Source organism: Anaerophaga thermohalophila DSM 12881, from assembly GCF_000191885.1.
Taxonomy (GTDB): Bacteria; Bacteroidota; Bacteroidia; order Bacteroidales; family Marinilabiliaceae; genus Anaerophaga; species Anaerophaga thermohalophila.
Genome location: NZ_AEWI01000045.1, coordinates 1 through 16,118, shown reverse-complemented (window position 1 = coordinate 16,118; position 16,118 = coordinate 1). Strand labels below are relative to the sequence as shown.

Below are 16,118 nucleotides of genomic sequence, written 5' to 3'. Positions count from 1 at the left end.
TGTGTCCCCGGCAAAATCGATGAAAAGTTTTTCGCCAGGCACGTATAAATCCTTTAAGATTGAAGAAGGTGTTTTCCCCCGGGCTTTAATGTGCTGCCTGAAATGATACCGAAACTGTGTCAGACTATATCCATTAGGATTTTCTGCAATATATTCCTCCCAGAGTGTTTTGAGGTTTACATGCTTCCTGTTCAACTCTTTTTCGAAGTATGAGAGCTTGCCCTTTAACACCTCGAAGCGATCGTCCGGATAGGCAGGATTGCCTCCGGTCATGCGGTGCTGTAAAACCGGGTCATCCAGTTTTAGCAATTCTTTAATGGATAATTGGTCGTGTTTGGCTCGTTTTACGTAACGATTGACCGTTTCCTTGTTTACTGAAAGTTCTGCGGCTATTTGGCGGTTGGAAACGCCATTTTGATGCAGCCGGAGCATTTGTTTTACGTTACTCATCTCTTTTATCTTTCCTGCCATGACTTTAAGTTTTTTCTATACGTTTTGTGCATAGAAAAATACTGGCAAAAAAGTGAACGGCAATGCTCTGTTTTTGAAAAGTGACTTCCCCGGGGGGACATACTCCGTTTCGGATTTTATTCCAGATCGTTACAAACTTAAAATGGGTGGCAATGCTCCGTTTTTCAACCAATTTTCATCCAGTTGAAAACCAATGGGTGGCAATGCTCCGTTTTTTTAACCATTTTTGGCCGTTTTAAGCGTTTTTGAACGGCAATGCTCCGTTTTTTAACGCTTTTTTTGGCCGTTTTTCAGACCTTGGCTAGGCCGTTTTTTGGGTGGGTATGCTCCGTTTTATCCACCCTAAATTATAAACAAAAAACCCGCACCAGATTTTGACGCGGGTTTTTCTGAAAAATTATCTGAAAAGCTTAGTTCTTATTCATGGCTTTTTTCACCACGGCTTTAAAGGCATCGGGGTGATTAACGGCCAGGTCGGCCAGAACTTTGCGGTTAATGTCGATGTTTTGTTGTTTCATAAGTCCCATAAGACGGCTGTAGGAAATGCCTTCGAGACGGGCGGCGGCGTTGATACGCTGAATCCACAGCGAACGAAAATTTCTTTTCTTCGCTTTACGGTCGCGGTAAGCATATACCATACCTTTTTCCCAGGCATTTTTGGCGACTGTCCACACGTTTTTTCGACGACCAAAATACCCTTTGGTGAGTTTCATCACCCTTTTTCTTCGTGCTCTTGAAGCAACAGCATTTACTGATCTTGGCATGTTTTTACTGTTTTTTAGAATGGTTAGCGTCCTGTTCAGGAACTTTTAGCTAAGTCATTCACAGGTTTTTTAAATAAATTGATTTAAAGAATAGCGGATTTTTACTTCATTCCGAGTAAAAGCCTCACGTTGTTACGATCGGCTTTGTGCACCTCGCCAAAATAGGTCAGATTCCGCTTTCTTTTCTTTGATTTTTTAGTCAAAATGTGACTTTTGTAAGCATGCTTACGCTTGATCTTTCCACTGCCGGTTAACGCAAAACGCTTTTTGGCACTGGAATTCGTCTTCATTTTTGGCATTGTTCTATATATTTATTTGGTATAAAAAATACAGATTAGTTCTTCTTTTTGGGTGAAAGGAACATGGTCATCCGTTTTCCTTCGAGGCGGGGCATCTGCTCTACTTTTCCGACTTCTTCAAGGTCTTGCGCCAGCCGGAGCAACAGGATTTCTCCTTTCTCCTTGAAAAGAATGCTTCGACCTTTGAAAAAGACAAAAGCCTTTACCTTATCGCCTTCTTTCAGGAACTTTTCGGCATGTTTCAGTTTAAAATTATAGTCGTGTTCATCGGTATTGGGGCCAAATCTGACCTCTTTCACTGAAACCTGAACCGATTTTTGTTTCTGTTCCTTTTGTTTTTTCTTTTGCTGATAGAGGAACTTCTGATAATCAATGATCCGACAAACCGGTGGATCGGCCTTTGGGGAAATTTCCACAAGGTCAAGTTCCATCTCGTCGGCCAGTTTCAGGGCCTCGCTTGTCGGGTAAACCCCTGGTTCGTCAATGTTATCTCCAACAATACGTACCTGGGGTACGCGGATTTGACGATTGGTCCTGTACCTGAGTTCATCTTTGGGGTTACGTCCGATGTTTTTTCTTGGTCTTCCTATATCTAAACCCTCCTTTTACTTTACCAAATTCTTGCTTGCAAGAACCCGGGTTTAATTAAACAATCAATTATATTTATGAGCCTGGTCTAAAAAGCATCTTTGTTGCCAAACTCATTGTTGTTTAAAATTTTTGCATCCTCATTAACAACAAGTTAACTCCGGTACAAAAATTTAAAACGCCTATATTTTGACAAAAATATGCTTTTTATACCGCACCCATTTATTCCTGAGTCTTTTTCACCTCTTTTTTTAATTCTGTTCAAATCCCCCTCTATTTCTACCCTTCTTTGGAGGGGTTGGAGGAGGCTAAGGAAGGCTCTTTTTTTCTTCCTTTTTAATGAAGTCAATAAACGCATCAATAGTCATAACGCCTTTATCGCCTTCACCCTGCCGGCGCACAGAAACCTGGTTTCCGGCAGCTTCTTTTTCTCCGACGATCAACAGGTAAGGGATACGTTTCAGCTCATTGTCCCGTATCTTTTTACCTATCTTCTCATTACGGTCGTCTAACACGGCGCGAATATCGGAATTATTCAGCAAATTTAAAAGATTTTTAGCGTATTCATTATATTTTTCGCTGATGGGCAGAATTACAGCCTGTTCCGGGGTGAGCCACAGCGGAAATTTTCCTGCAGTATGTTCGATCAAAACCGCCACGAATCGTTCCATGCTGCCAAAAGGCGCACGATGGATCATAATCGGACGGTGTGGCTGGTTGTCCTGGCCTATGTATTCCAGTTCGAACCGTTCGGGCAGGTTATAGTCTACCTGGATGGTTCCCAGCTGCCATTTTCGGCCGATGGCATCGCGAACCATAAAGTCGAGTTTCGGGCCATAGAAGGCTGCTTCCCCGGTTTCGATAACTGTTTGCAATCCTTTTTCTTCGCAGGCCTCGATAATTGCCTTTTCGGCTTTTTCCCAATTTTCGTCGCTCCCGATGTATTTTTCTTTATTGTTGGCATCGCGAAGTGAGATTTGTGCCGTGTAATCGTTAAAATCGAGTGCCTTAAAGATATAGAAAATGATGTCGATAACCTTTTTAAACTCATCTTTCAACTGGTCGGGGCGGCAAAAAATGTGTGCATCGTCCTGGGTAAAGCCCCGGACTCTGGTTAATCCATGCAGCTCACCGCTTTGTTCATAGCGATAAACCGTTCCGAATTCGGCAAGTCTGACGGGCAGATCCCTGTATGAATGGGGTTTAATTTTGAAAATTTCGCAATGATGGGGGCAATTCATGGGTTTCAGCAAAAATTCTTCTCCCTCGGTGGGTGTATGAATGGGTTGAAACGAATCGGCCCCGTATTTGGCATAATGGCCGGATGTTTCGTACAACTCCTTTTGGCCTATGTGAGGTGTTATAACCTGTTCGTAGCCGTATTTTTGCTGTACCCCTTTGAGGAAGTTTTCCAGACGTTCGCGCAGTTTGGCTCCTTTGGGCAGCCATAGCGGCAATCCCTGGCCAACACGTCGCGAAAATGCGAAAAGTTCCAGCTCTTTGCCCAATTTTCTGTGATCGCGTTTTTGGGCTTCTTCGAGTTTTTGGAGGTATTCATCCAGCATTTTTTGTTGAGGGAATGAAATACCATAAACCCGGGTAAGCTGTTTACGGGTTTCGTCACCGCGCCAGTAAGCTCCGGCGATGCTCAGTAGCTTGATGGCTTTGATGGGAGCCGTGCTGGGCAGATGAGGTCCGCGACAAAGATCGGTAAAGTGCCCCTGCTCGTAGAAGGTGATTGTGCCGTCTTCCAATTCTCCGATTAGTTCAACTTTGTAAGGGTCTCCCTTTTCTTCGAAATATTTCTGGGCTTCCTTCTTGGAAACTTCCCGTCTTTTGTATTCTTCTTTTTGACGGGCCAGCTCAATCATTTTTTTCTCGATTTTTGGCAGATCGGCATCCGAAATTGTTCGGTCACCCGGGTCAACATCGTAGTAAAAACCATTTTCGATGGCCGGGCCGATGCCAAACTTAATGCCCGGATACAATTCTTCCAGAGCTTCGGCTAAAAGGTGTGCCGAAGAGTGCCAAAAAGCATGTTTGCCTTCGTCATCTTCCCATTTATGAAGTTTTATTTTGGCATCCTCCTTAATCGGCCGGTGAAGATCGTACAACTGATCGTTCACAGTGACGGCCAGCACTTCTTTAGCCAGCCGCGGACTGATGTCACGGGCAATTTCTTCGCCGGTAACACCTTCCGGATACTCTCGTACCGATTGATCGGGTAATGTTATTTTTATCATTATTTGTACTTTTGTGCTTTTAGAACGTGCAAAGATAAGTATATTATGGAAAGGTGCAAAGAGGGGGGATTAGGCAATTAGGGGATTAGGGGATTAGGGGATTAGGGGATTAGGGGATTAGGGGATTAGGGGATTAGGGGATTAGGGGATTAGGCAAATAGGCAAATAGGCAAATAGGCAAATAGGCAAATAGGCAATTAGGGGATTAGGCAATTAGGTGATTGGGCAAATAGGCAAATAGGTGATTGGGCAAATAGGCAATTAGGGGATTTGGCAAATAGGCAATTAGGTGATTGGGCAAATAGGCAAATAGGCAATTAGGGGATTTGGCAAATAGGTTAAAAAATAAACTTAAAATCCGGAATCCGGCGTGAAAGCAAATTGAGGCTGAGGCTGAGGTTGAGGTTAAGGTTGAGGTTGAGAGTGCACCACAGATAACACAGATTTACACAGATTTGACAACAATCAATCAGAGGGTTAAACCAAAACAAGAAACCCGAAACCCACAACTCGAAAACCCGAAACAAGAAACTCGAAACTAATAGACCAATTAACCAATTTTTGCAGAGCAAACGGCAGAGCCGGGCGAACAAAACCCAAAACCAGAAACCAGCAACAACTCAGAACACATAAAATGTATGATTGAACTCAGAAACATATTTCTTTCATTTCAGGAAACTATTGTTTTTAATGATTTTTCTTTTTTTGTTAAGAAGGGAGAGAATATTTGTATTTCGGGTCCTTCGGGGAAAGGCAAATCGTCCGTATTAAAAATGATACAGGGATACTTATTGCCTGACAGTGGCGACATCTTTGTTGGCGGATTGGTACTGGATAAGCATAATATAAAATCTATCCGCTCTCAATTGGCCTATGTGCCTCAGAATATTCATCTGCCTGTTGCTACGGGGAAGGAACTACTGGCTCTTATCGGAAACGAGCGAAAAGAAAGTCTGGCTGTAAGCTTTCTTGAGCAATTGGGGCTTCCTTCGACGATGATAGAGCGCCCTTTCGATGAAATGAGTGGTGGACAAAAACAGAGAATTGTCATTGCCGTGTGTCTTTCGCTCGAGCGTGAAATACTTCTTTTGGACGAACCAACGGCCTCTTTGGATGATGAATCCATACTGAAGTTGATTGATGTTGTTAACTGTCTTGAGGATACAACCGTTGTATCAGCGTCGCATAATAAAAAGTGGAGCAATGCCGCCGGTGAAGTGATATATTTATGAGACCCCCTGAATCCCTTTGGGGGCATAACGTACCTAAAACTTTCTGAAGAAGTCGGGACAAGTTATGATACTTCTTTGTGCCTTTTGCGTGTTAATATTTTGCGGCTTTTGCGTGGAAGATTTATGTAAGCTTAAGTACGAACAATCATTAAAGTTAACACCCTAACACCCTGACACCCTGACACCCTAACACCCTAACAATCTAACAATCTAACACCCAATGATAGACATAGGAATCTGGAAACTCATTTTAGGATTTTCGATACTTGTAATACCCTTGTTGGTATTCATGCACTACCGTATCAGGCTGATAAAAGACATGTTTGTCAGTACAGCCAGGATGGTCATTCAGTTGGCACTTGTGGCTGTTTATATGGAATGGATATTTGATAAAAACAACGCATGGATCAATTCACTGTGGGTTATTATAATGGTATTGGTAGGAGCGGGAACCATCGTGAAGCGTCTGAGAATGAACTGGCGAACTTACCTGTTCCCCTTTATTCTGTCCGGTCTTGTTTCAATGGCGATCATTGATGCCTTTTTCCTGGGGGCGGTTATCCGGCTCGATTATTTTTTTGAGGCACGTTACTTTGTGCCCATATCGGGAATGGTTCTTGGAAATTCACTCAATCATAATATTGTGGGCCTGACAACCTATTTTGGAAGCTTGTCGCAAAAGAAGGAGCTGTATTATTTTCTACTGACCAACAGTGGCAGCCGCCGTCAAACATTGTTGCCTTTTATTCAGGATGCATTGGTGAACGGATTGAATCCTCTTTTAGCGAATATGTCGGTGATAGGACTTATTTCGCTTCCGGGAATGATGACCGGACAAATTCTGGGCGGTGCTTCTCCGGCAGCTGCCATCAGGTATCAGGTGATGATTATGGTCGCTATTTTTGCCGGGTGTACTATGACTTTGGTTTTAAGTATCCTTTTGTCGGGCCGGTTTGTTTTCGATGATTATGGAAATGTGAAGCAGTGAGGGGAGGGGTGTTTGTTTCTGGTTTCCGGATTCGTGTTCCGAGTTCCGTGTTCCGAGTTCCGAGTTCCGGTTCCGGGTTTTGGTTTAACCCTCTGTTCGATAATTGTCAAATCTGTGTAAATCTGTGTCATCTGTGGTGAACTCACCGCCTCAGCCTCAACCTCAATTAGTCACTGAAGAGATTCTTCGTCGTACCTCCTCAGAATGACAGTTTTTAACTTGTTGTCATTCTGAGCGAAGCGAAGAATCTTATGCTGAATTATGGTCACTTGACAATTAAACATTGATCCATATCAAATCTGTGTCATCTGTGTCATCTGTGGTGAACTCACCGCCTCAGCCTCTGCCTCAACCTCTGCCTTATTTGGTGAAATAAATCGCTGAGGAAAGCGAATATTGAGCGGATCTGTTTTCACAAAATTGTCATAAACCGAAGAAATTATTTAACTTTGATAAGAATAAAACAATTGTAGAAATGATAATTGAAATTCGTAAGCCATTAACAAAATCGAAAATTCAAAAAATATCAAAACGGCTTTCTGAAAGGAAGTCGAAAAAAAAAGTATTTAATCCTGACAAATACTTTAATACCATAAAATGGCAAGAAAAACCTGCTGAAATCCAAACTCAAATGAGAAATGAATGGAAATAGTATTCTTGTTGATACGAATATCGTAATTTCTTTAACCAATGGTTATGAAGATATTTTACCAATTCTACGAAACAAGATTGTTTATCTTTCCGTTCTTTCAGAAATGGAGTTACTTTCATGGCCAAAGATTAACAATTCTGAGATTAAGGTTTTAAAGAATATGCTTAAAGAATTCAATATTATTGAATTAAATCAAAGAATAAAAGAGAAGGCCATATTTGTCCGCAGGAACTATTCTTCCAAATTACCCGATGCTATCATTGCTGCTACATCTATCTGTTATGATCTTCCTTTAGTCACTTATGACAAAGGGTTTTCAAAAATTTCACAATTGGATTTGCTTTTGTTGAATTTTGATGCCTGATTGAAAATTTTTCCCGAAGAAATGATTGATTGGTTAATGCGTAATTGGTTACTGATCATTAGAGGAGATTCTTCGTCGTCCCTCCTCAGAATGACAAAAGAGGCCTTCCTGTCATTCTGAGCGAAGCGAAGAATCTCATCCTGAATTATGGTCAATTGATAATTAAACATTGATCCATATCAAATCTGTGTAAATCTGTGATATCTGGGGTGAACTCCCAATCTCAGCCTTAACCTCAACCTTAACCTCAACCTTAACCTCAACCTCAACCTCAACCTCTGCCTCAACCTCAACCTCTGCCTCAACCTCTGCCTGCTTAGCTCACCCTGACGGTTGGTAAACTTTCAATATCGAGTTTATTCCAGGGTAGTAACGAACCATTTTCCGTTTTCATTTTCTGGTCTCCGTCATAAATAATAAATAATTGTTCAGCGGGGGTTTCTGAGAGCTTTTTCCACTTTTTTAGCCCTTTAAAGAACTGAGGAGAAGGCGTTTTCCCTGATTTGATTTCAAATGCTGTTTTTTTGTTGTCTTTTTCAATAATCAGGTCGATTTCATTTCCTGTTTTATCGCGCCAGAACGAAAGAGTCGGGGAAACTCCCCTGTGGTAGAAATACTTTAAGAATTCGTTAATAACCAGATTCTCAAATAATCCGCCGCGGAGAAAATGCGTGTTTAGCTGAGTAGGTGATGAGATTGATAGAAGAGAACAAGCCAGGCCGGTATCATAAAAATACAATTTTGGTGTTTTTACCAATCTTTTAGAGTAGTTATTGTGATTGGGCTGAAGCAGGTAAACAAGGTAACTGGCCTCAAGGACTGAAATCCAGGTCTGTACCGTTGAAACAGCAATGCCGCATTCATTGGCCAGGGACGACAGATTAAGTAACTGACCTATTCTGCCCGCGCACAATTTGACAAAACGAATAAACTTACTCAGGTCACCGATATTTTTCACTTGTCGGACATCGCGTTCGATGTACGTTTGAAGATAGAAAGGATAAAAATCCGGTGGAGAAATGGTTTTATCATATAATCTCGGATAGCTACCGGCAAAAATTTCTGCATCAGTATTATCCGGGAGAATATGGTGGTGTTTCATTTCTTCGTGAGAGAAAGGAAGCAGTTTTAGTAAAGCAGTTCTTCCGGCTAAGGACTGCCCGATATTTTGCATGAGCAAAAAATTGTGCGAACCCGCGAGGAGATAAATGCCTTCCTTGTTTAATTGGTCTACGTGCGTTTGGATGTATGAAAACAATTCGGGAACTCGCTGTATTTCATCCAAAATTGCTTTTTCCGGATAGGTTTTCAAAAAATTGCGTGGATCTTCGGTGGCAAGGAGGCGTATATCAGGGTCTTCTAAGGAAACATATTCATAGTCGGGGAAACTATGACGCAGAAGTGTGGATTTCCCTGACTGTCTGGGGCCTGTCAGTGTAATAACCGGATATTTTGTGGTCAGCTCTTTTATTTTATCGGTTAGTGTCCGCGGTATAAACATATCGTTTAATTTTATTTTTTGGACAAATTTACGATTGAAAAATAAATTTGGCAAGATGTTGGATTCTGAGTGGGGGGCTGAGTTTCTGATTTCTGGTTCTGGGTTTTGTTCGCTCGCTCTGCTGCTTGCTCTGCAAGAATTGGTTATTGATAATTGGTCACTGATCATTAGAAGAGATTCTTCGTCGTACCTCCTCAGAATGACAAAAGAGGCCTTCCTGTCATTCTGAGCGAAGCGAAGAATCTCATCCTGAATTATGGTCACTTGACAATTAAACATTGATCCATATCAAATCTGTGTCATCTGTGTTATCTTTGGTGAATTCTCAACCTCAGCCTTAACCTCAACCTCAGCCTGCTATCTCTTCCTGACCGAACTTCAAACCCCAAACCAACTCAAAACTCAAAACACGAAACTCAAAACACGAAACTCAGAACACGAAACTCAAAACTCAAAACTCAAAACTCAAAACTCAAAATCCGTCTTTAAACAAAATTTTTCTAATATTTGTTATTAGAGGGTAGTGTAGGGAAAAAATATATTTGCTGTTACTCGTTACTGGTTTATTTCGGGGAATAGAAATCTATAACTGATAAAATTCAGACATGCCCCCTATAATTTAGGGTGATGATCGATAAAATTTAATTTTTATCTCTGGTAAAGGTTGCTTTTGGGGGGTAAAACAGTGATAAAAATCAAAAAAAAATGTAGTTGGTTATTTTTTGAAAGCAAAAAGTTATATATTTGTGACAGAATTTCCATTTACATCCCTTCCCTCTTAATAAAACATCACGAAGATACTGACAAAAGTCATGGTGTTAATTTTTTGGGAAGTGAAGTCAAAAAAACATTGTTAAAATCTTTAAATTATATAAAACATTCATTAACTTGCATGTGTTTTTCAAATTATAAATGTTGTTCTATTTTTTAATTTTAAACCTTTAATCTATGAAGAAAGTACTTTTAGCACTTTCGTTCCTCATGGTTTTAGGGCTGGGAAATTTGTTTGCCCAGGCTCAAACTGTTACAGGAACTGTTACGGGAAGTGATGACGGAATGCCAATACCTGGTGTATCCGTTTTCGTTAAAGGCACTACAGTGGGTACCGTTACCCAATCCGATGGTACATACTCTTTAAGAGTACCCGATGATGCCGAAACTATCGTTTTCTCCTTCGTTGGTATGAAAACCCAGGAAATTCCTTATGAAGGACAATCGACTATTGATGTAGTAATGGAGGGTACTGCACAATTGGTTGATGAGGTTGTTGTTACTGCGTTGGGAATCAGGAGATCAGAAAAAGCACTTGGTTATGCAGCAACTTCTGTAAATGCTGATGAAATTGTCAAGGCCAAAACTGACGATATGATGTCGTCGCTTCAAGGTAAAGTAGCCGGTGTTCAGATTTCTGCCACAGGAGGTGACCCGGGTTCATCTACTGGCGTTTTGATTCGGGGAATCAGCTCCTTGTCAAATGGAGGAAACCAACCCCTTTATATTGTGGATGGTGTTCCCATTAATAACAGTGCCACGATCAGTAGTGATGCTTTAAATAGTGGTTTCGATTTTGGTAATGGAGCGAACCTGGTGAACCCTAACGATATTGAAAATATTACCGTATTAAAAGGAGCTGCTGCAACAGCCTTATATGGAAGTAGGGCTGCGAATGGTGTTGTCATGATCACTACAAAAAGTGGAGAGAAAAGTGAAGGATTAGGAGTTACAGTCGAGAGTGGCATTCAATTCGCGGACATTTTACGACTTCCTGAATTCCAGAATGATTTTGGTATGGGCTGGAGTGGTGATCATACATTTATTGAAAATGGAAGTTGGGGACCACGTTTGGATGGAAGTATTCGACAGTGGGGAAGAGTTTATAACAATTCCCAAAAGATTAAACCTTTTGTTGCTCAAAAAGATAATGTGAGAGATTTTTTTGAATATGGTTTCAGGTACAACAATAGTGTTTCTTTTAGTGGCCAGGATGAGAATACAAGTTATTATGCTTCATTGTCTCAGTTGAGCAACGATGGTTTGGTTCCAACCGATGCTGATACTTATGAGAGGTATACTTATAGTTTGAATGTCACTCAGAATATGACAGACAAGCTTACTATAAATTCAAATCTCAGGTATTCGCATCAAAAAAACCAATATTCACCGACAGGGCAGGGGCTGACTATGATTAACTCAATTTATCAGACACCCCGTGATATAAGTTTGATTAGTCTTGAGGATTATGAAACCGATCCCTTTGATCAATTGGGCTATTACTTTACGCCTTACGGTATAGCTAACCCGTATTTCCTTATAGACCATATTGATAATGAGTATAAGCGTAACAAGTTGGTTGGTAAAGTTCAACTTGATTATCAAATTAATGATAATTTTAGCGCAGCTTATCGTTTGGGACTGGATTTGACGAATAGTGAAACAAAATTGGGTAATCCCGAAATTGCAGTTGATCCGGGAACTCCAAATGCAGGCCAAATTGATGAGCCGGGTTCAGTAACAAAGGAAACTACAAGATTAAGCGAGCTTAGCCATGATTTCCAGTTATTTTATAATAATTCTTTTGGTGATTTCGAATTGGATGCTATAGGTGGGTACAATATTAACGAAAGAGCTGAATCAAGTGTCAGTGGAACTGTAACAGGACTGGATATCCCCTATTATTACGATCTGTCAAACTCTTCCGGAACTCCCTCTGTAGATGAATATTCCTCAATAAGAAGGCTTGTTGGCCTGTATGGGTCTTTCGAGGTTGGTTACAGGAGTATGCTTTATGCTACTTTAACGGCAAGAAATGATTGGTCTTCAACACTTCCAAAAGAGAATAATTCATTCTTTTATCCGGGAGGAACTTTGAGTTTCATTTTTTCTGAACTCATTCCGGAAAATGATATTCTGAGCTTTGGTAAAGTCAGACTAGCTTATGGTAAGACAGGACGGGATGCCGCTCCATACCAGGTACTTCCTTATTTTAATCAGGGAGCAATCTATAATGAATTTCAGAATATAAGTTTTCCACTGGGCGGAGTAAATTCATTTGAAAAAGGTAATATCCTTGGAAGTTTGGATTTGTCACCAGAAATGTCAACGGAGAGTGAAGTGGGTCTACAACTCGAATTTTTCAGAAGGAGGTTGGCCATTGATGTTGCTTACTATGATAAGTCAAGTGAAAAGCAAATTTTTACCATTGATATGGACCCTGCTACCGGTTATACTGCTCAAACCACCAATATTGGTGAAATCCAGAACAAGGGTATCGAGCTATTGGTAAAAGCGACGCCGATAAAAGTTGGTGACTTTACGTGGGACCTTAGCGTTAATTATGCTAAAAACAATAATGAATTGGTTAGTTTGCCTGAGGAACTTGGAGGGGACCAGGGTGAACTTGACTTATATGGTTTTGGTACAACCGCTGCAAGCACCCATCTTGTTGCGCGAGTGGGCGAGCCATTGGGTCTTTTCAAAGTTACTGTTCCGGAAAGGGATCCTGAAGGAAATGTAGTTGTTAATCCTGAAACAGGATTACCGATTGCATCTGATCCGGAAGTTGTTGGAGATGCCAATTATGATTATACAGTCGGTATTACCAATGACTTTAATTACAAAGGATTTTCTTTAAGTTTTAACATTGATATCAGACAGGGTGGTTTAATGTATTCTAGGACAAAAGACATTCTTGCATTTACCGGAAATTCAATTCAAACCACTTATAATGACAGAAAGCCATTTATTATACCCAATTCTGTTAATCAGTTAGCAGATGGGAGTTATGTGGAAAATACTACTCCGGTATATCCTGCTGATTTTTACACTTATTTTGGTGATGGTGAAGATAAGTTAAACGAAAATTTCCTGATAGATCGGTCGTATGTGAAACTGAGAAATGTTTCATTGTCCTACCAATTGCCTCAAAGATGGCTTGGAAGTGGATTTTTCAAAGATGTTACCCTTACGGTATTTGGGAATAATTTATTATTATTCACCCCTGAGGATAATACATTTATTGATCCTGAAGTTTCCACATTTGGTAACGATTTGATAGGAATGTTTGGTGAATACTCAGCCAATCCATCAACCAGAAGAATTGGTGGAACAATCCAAGTTAAATTTTAAAAAGATTCAACAATGAAGAAGATATTAATATATTTCATTATGATTCCGGTGTTGTTGCTTTCTTCAAGTTGTGAAGAATGGATGGATGTGAATACAGATCCCAACACACCAGAAGATGTTCCGGTTGAATTGATTCTTCCTGCTGCTGAAGCATCAATTGCTACACGAGTAGGAGGTAATATGTTTAATTTTGCCGGATTTTTCACTCAGTATTGGACTCAGGCTCCTGAGGCGAATCAATACAATAAGATTGATAATTATGATATTAATGCTCCATTCCTGAACAGTGACTATACTGAGTTGTATGCCGGGGCGTTGAATGATCTTGAGGCTGTTAGAACCAAAGCACTTGAAGACAATCAGACTGGGTATGTTCTAATTGCTACCGTACTTCAGGCATATACTTTTCAGGTTTGGGTTGATTTGATTGGTGATATTCCTTATAGCGAAGCCTTAATGGGAGTTGAGAATAAATCGCCCAAGTATGATGATGGACAATCGGTTTATGAAGACTTAATTGCGAGTATAGATGAAGCTTTGAATAATCTTGAAGCAGATGCCTATGTTTCCCCGACTGATTACTTATTCGGTGGGGACCTTGATAAATGGGTCGCTTTTGCAAATAGCTTGAAACTGAAGATTTACATGCGTGCCAGCTATGCAGTTGATTATTCCGCAGAAATTCAGTCACTAATACAGGAGGATAATTTCATAACTTCAGATGTTGCTTTTGCGGCATGGAATGATGAGCCTAACAGATATAATCCCTGGTATGGTACAAATGCTATTGGTTTAGGTACTGTTAATAATGTTGCAGCACTTCCTATTATAAACTTTTTGAAAAACAAGTTCGATGTTCGTCTTCCATTGTTATTTACAACTGTTAATGATGATTTCATTGGTGCCGTGCCAGCAATGAAGGAAGACATGACTGCTGATTTTAGTCATCCTATCATTGATGCTGTACAGCCGGTCTATTTTCTCACCATGTCAGAGTTGGAATTGTTCAAAAGTGAGGCATACCTGAGATTTTTCAATGATGACACAAAAGCAATGGAAAGCTATGAGAATGCGATTGATCATAGTTTGGCCTTACATGGTTTGTCTACTGATGGTGAAGATTTATATGGTGAGGGTGCTCCTTATGAATGGGATTCGACAGCCGGAGAGGAGGATAAAATTAAGCAAATTGCCATGCAAAAGTGGGTTTCATTGTGTTTAGTTAATAATTTTGAAGCCTGGAACGAAATGCGTAGATTAGGTTATCCCGAGTATACTGGGGCTAATGCGAATGAAGTTTATAACGGAGGATTGTACACTGCCGGAACTTTAATAAGTCCAAGCGGGAATGCATTAGGACAAGGAAACTTTATTCAAAGACTTCCTTTTCCAGAGGAAAGTACACGCTTAAATGACAATGCTCCTCAGCAAAAGAATTTAACTGAGAATATTTGGTGGGATCAGAAATAAATTAAATTCATAAAATTTAAGAAATATGAATAATATAAAATATTTGTTGTTTCTTGTCGGAATAATAATGCTTTTATCAAGCTGCGAGAAATCAACTTCTACTGAGGATATCTCTACTATTACACACTTCGTCACGTTTGAATTGCAAGAAGGAGATGTTGTGGCAATAGAAAAGGGAGAGGAATATGTTGAACCTGGTTTCATAGCCATGGAAGGAGACAATGATGTAACATCTAATGTGACGGTTACAGGGGAAGTGGGAGAGAATTTAGGTGTTTATGAGTTAACTTATAGTGCTGTTAATAAAGATGGTTATCCTTCGTCAGTAACTCGGCAAGTGATTGTTTATGATCCAGCATCACCTCAAGATGATTTGACCGGAGATTATGCGGCTGAGGTGGTTCGCACAGAAGGAGATGGAACAAATCCGCGCCCATTTCCAAATTCATCAGTGTCAATTTCGCGAGTTGCTCAAGGCATATTTTATGTGGAAGGTTTGATGGGTAACTATTATTCAATAGGATCTGATTATGGTTCAAATTACCGGATGGATGGTTATATCGCTCTTAATAGTGATTATTCAATTTCAGTACTCTATAGTCATGTTATTGGATGGGGAGATGGTTTGGAGGATTTCAGAAATGGGTCGTATGATCCTGAAACGGGTACATTATATTGGGAATCGATATATGCCGGTGGTGATATTTTTGCTGTAACTGCTTACTAGTTTTTTCAATAGTTTGCTTATTGAAATTAATTAATTAATTATTTTACGACATGAGAAAAATATTAATATCAACAATAATAGTCATAGGATTAATTTTTCCTTTTACTTCTTGTGAGGATGATTATGAGCCAGGCGGGACCCCCGTTGAAGAAATGTCCGGTAAGTGGACAGTTGTTTATGATCATAGTTCCTTTGGAGCTGACCCTTTTGGTGTAGGAAAGTCGCAGATTTATACCTTTAATACTGCTGATAATTCCACAACTGAAATGTGGTTGTTTGATGATGCTAATTTTTGGGATTATAAGGTTAAGGTACCGATCAATCTTGAGAATAAAACCTTTGGAACTTCTGATACTCTTGTGAATAATATCGATGGTTATGAAATAAAGGTTATCGTCCGAAATGGAAAGATAATTAAAAATGGAGCTGTACCTCCATCTGGTTTACCAGTTGATAGCATTTATTTTGAGTTATGGTTTGAAGATCTTGTTGATTATACCGGAATCCCAAACGACACCCTATTGGTTTCAGGATATCGTTACACTGGTTGGCCTGAAGACCTATAATGTTCGAATATTTTTAATAAAAAACCGTCCTTATTGTAATTGTAAGGACGGTTTTTTTTGCGCCCTTCATCACAAATAGCTAACCCAACTTGTCATCTTGCTATCATAAAATTCTGTATTCCAGTCAG

General features: G+C 40.1%; 13 protein-coding genes. 7 read left to right on the top strand and 6 right to left on the bottom strand.

The features are described 5' to 3' along the window. The 5 genes from ATH1_RS19490 to thrS all read right to left on the bottom strand — a co-directional run. The coding region (locus ATH1_RS19490) for a helix-turn-helix domain-containing protein (RefSeq protein ID WP_010422475.1) at positions 1-471 on the bottom strand (471 nt) is incomplete at its 3' end. A 410-nt stretch (positions 472-881) separates the two neighbouring features. After that, positions 882-1,235 carry a 50S ribosomal protein L20 gene (gene rplT / locus ATH1_RS0112765; RefSeq protein ID WP_010422471.1) on the bottom strand — a complete coding sequence of 118 codons (354 nt, stop codon included), beginning with the start codon at positions 1,233-1,235 and terminating at the stop codon, positions 882-884. Between the two features lie 101 nt (positions 1,236-1,336). Then, on the bottom strand, positions 1,337-1,534 hold the full coding sequence (rpmI, locus tag ATH1_RS0112760; protein WP_010422469.1) for a 50S ribosomal protein L35: 198 nt from the start codon (positions 1,532-1,534) through the stop codon (positions 1,337-1,339). Positions 1,535-1,569: 35 nt separating this feature from the next. Further along, on the bottom strand, positions 1,570-2,103 hold the full coding sequence (gene infC, locus ATH1_RS0112755) for a translation initiation factor IF-3 (RefSeq protein WP_081467453.1): 534 nt from the start codon (positions 2,101-2,103) through the stop codon (positions 1,570-1,572). A gap of 327 nt (positions 2,104-2,430) precedes the next feature. Beyond that, the gene (gene thrS, locus ATH1_RS0112750) at positions 2,431-4,365 is read right to left on the bottom strand and encodes a threonine--tRNA ligase (protein ID WP_010422464.1); all 1,935 of its coding nucleotides are present in this window, start codon (positions 4,363-4,365) and stop codon (positions 2,431-2,433) included. Positions 4,366-5,003: 638 nt separating this feature from the next. Here thrS and ATH1_RS0112745 point away from each other — a divergent pair. The 3 genes from ATH1_RS0112745 to ATH1_RS0112730 all read left to right on the top strand — a co-directional run bounded on the left by ATH1_RS0112745 (position 5,004) and on the right by ATH1_RS0112730 (position 7,601). Next, complete coding sequence (locus ATH1_RS0112745; RefSeq protein WP_010422463.1) at positions 5,004-5,597, top strand: ABC transporter ATP-binding protein; 594 nt, start codon at positions 5,004-5,006, stop codon at positions 5,595-5,597. Positions 5,598-5,817: 220 nt separating this feature from the next. After that, the gene (locus tag ATH1_RS0112740) at positions 5,818-6,585 is read left to right on the top strand and encodes an ABC transporter permease (protein ID WP_010422461.1); all 768 of its coding nucleotides are present in this window, start codon (positions 5,818-5,820) and stop codon (positions 6,583-6,585) included. Between the two features lie 638 nt (positions 6,586-7,223). Beyond that, complete coding sequence (locus ATH1_RS0112730) at positions 7,224-7,601, top strand: type II toxin-antitoxin system VapC family toxin (RefSeq protein WP_010422454.1); 378 nt, start codon at positions 7,224-7,226, stop codon at positions 7,599-7,601. Between the two features lie 316 nt (positions 7,602-7,917). Here ATH1_RS0112730 and ATH1_RS0112725 read toward each other — a convergent pair whose 3' ends face one another. Further along, entirely contained in the window at positions 7,918-9,102 is a 1,185-nt protein-coding gene (locus tag ATH1_RS0112725) for an ATP-binding protein (RefSeq protein WP_010422452.1), read from the bottom strand. A gap of 948 nt (positions 9,103-10,050) precedes the next feature. Here ATH1_RS0112725 and ATH1_RS0112715 point away from each other — a divergent pair. The 4 genes from ATH1_RS0112715 to ATH1_RS0112700 are packed head-to-tail and all read left to right on the top strand — an operon-like array spanning position 10,051 to position 15,990. Next, on the top strand, positions 10,051-13,227 hold the full coding sequence (locus tag ATH1_RS0112715) for a SusC/RagA family TonB-linked outer membrane protein (protein WP_010422449.1): 3,177 nt from the start codon (positions 10,051-10,053) through the stop codon (positions 13,225-13,227). Between the two features lie 12 nt (positions 13,228-13,239). Then, positions 13,240-14,697, top strand: coding sequence for a SusD/RagB family nutrient-binding outer membrane lipoprotein (locus ATH1_RS0112710; RefSeq protein WP_010422448.1), 1,458 nt, complete (start codon positions 13,240-13,242; stop codon positions 14,695-14,697). A 25-nt stretch (positions 14,698-14,722) separates the two neighbouring features. Beyond that, a complete protein-coding gene (locus ATH1_RS0112705) occupies positions 14,723-15,424 on the top strand; it encodes a BT_2262 family domain-containing protein (RefSeq protein ID WP_010422445.1) in 702 nt (233 codons plus the stop codon). 50 nt (positions 15,425-15,474) lie between these two features. Further along, the gene (locus tag ATH1_RS0112700) at positions 15,475-15,990 is read left to right on the top strand and encodes a lipid-binding protein (RefSeq protein WP_010422442.1); all 516 of its coding nucleotides are present in this window, start codon (positions 15,475-15,477) and stop codon (positions 15,988-15,990) included. Positions 15,991-16,118: the final 128 nt, after the last annotated feature.

Excerpts from the sequence above, each read along its gene's own strand:
- rplT (WP_010422471.1), bottom strand. The coding sequence starts at position 1,235 with ATGCCAAGATCAGTAAATGCTGTTGCTTCAAGAGCACGAAGAAAAAGG.
- ATH1_RS0112745 (WP_010422463.1), top strand. The coding sequence starts at position 5,004 with ATGATTGAACTCAGAAACATATTTCTTTCATTTCAGGAAACTATTGTT.
- ATH1_RS0112700 (WP_010422442.1), top strand. The coding sequence starts at position 15,475 with ATGAGAAAAATATTAATATCAACAATAATAGTCATAGGATTAATTTTT.
- ATH1_RS0112730 (WP_010422454.1), top strand. The coding sequence starts at position 7,224 with ATGAATGGAAATAGTATTCTTGTTGATACGAATATCGTAATTTCTTTA.
- rpmI (WP_010422469.1), bottom strand. The coding sequence starts at position 1,534 with ATGCCAAAAATGAAGACGAATTCCAGTGCCAAAAAGCGTTTTGCGTTA.
- ATH1_RS0112705 (WP_010422445.1), top strand. The coding sequence starts at position 14,723 with ATGAATAATATAAAATATTTGTTGTTTCTTGTCGGAATAATAATGCTT.
- ATH1_RS0112710 (WP_010422448.1), top strand. The coding sequence starts at position 13,240 with ATGAAGAAGATATTAATATATTTCATTATGATTCCGGTGTTGTTGCTT.
- ATH1_RS0112725 (WP_010422452.1), bottom strand. The coding sequence starts at position 9,102 with ATGTTTATACCGCGGACACTAACCGATAAAATAAAAGAGCTGACCACA.
- ATH1_RS0112740 (WP_010422461.1), top strand. The coding sequence starts at position 5,818 with ATGATAGACATAGGAATCTGGAAACTCATTTTAGGATTTTCGATACTT.
- thrS (WP_010422464.1), bottom strand. The coding sequence starts at position 4,365 with ATGATAAAAATAACATTACCCGATCAATCGGTACGAGAGTATCCGGAA.
- ATH1_RS0112715 (WP_010422449.1), top strand. The coding sequence starts at position 10,051 with ATGAAGAAAGTACTTTTAGCACTTTCGTTCCTCATGGTTTTAGGGCTG.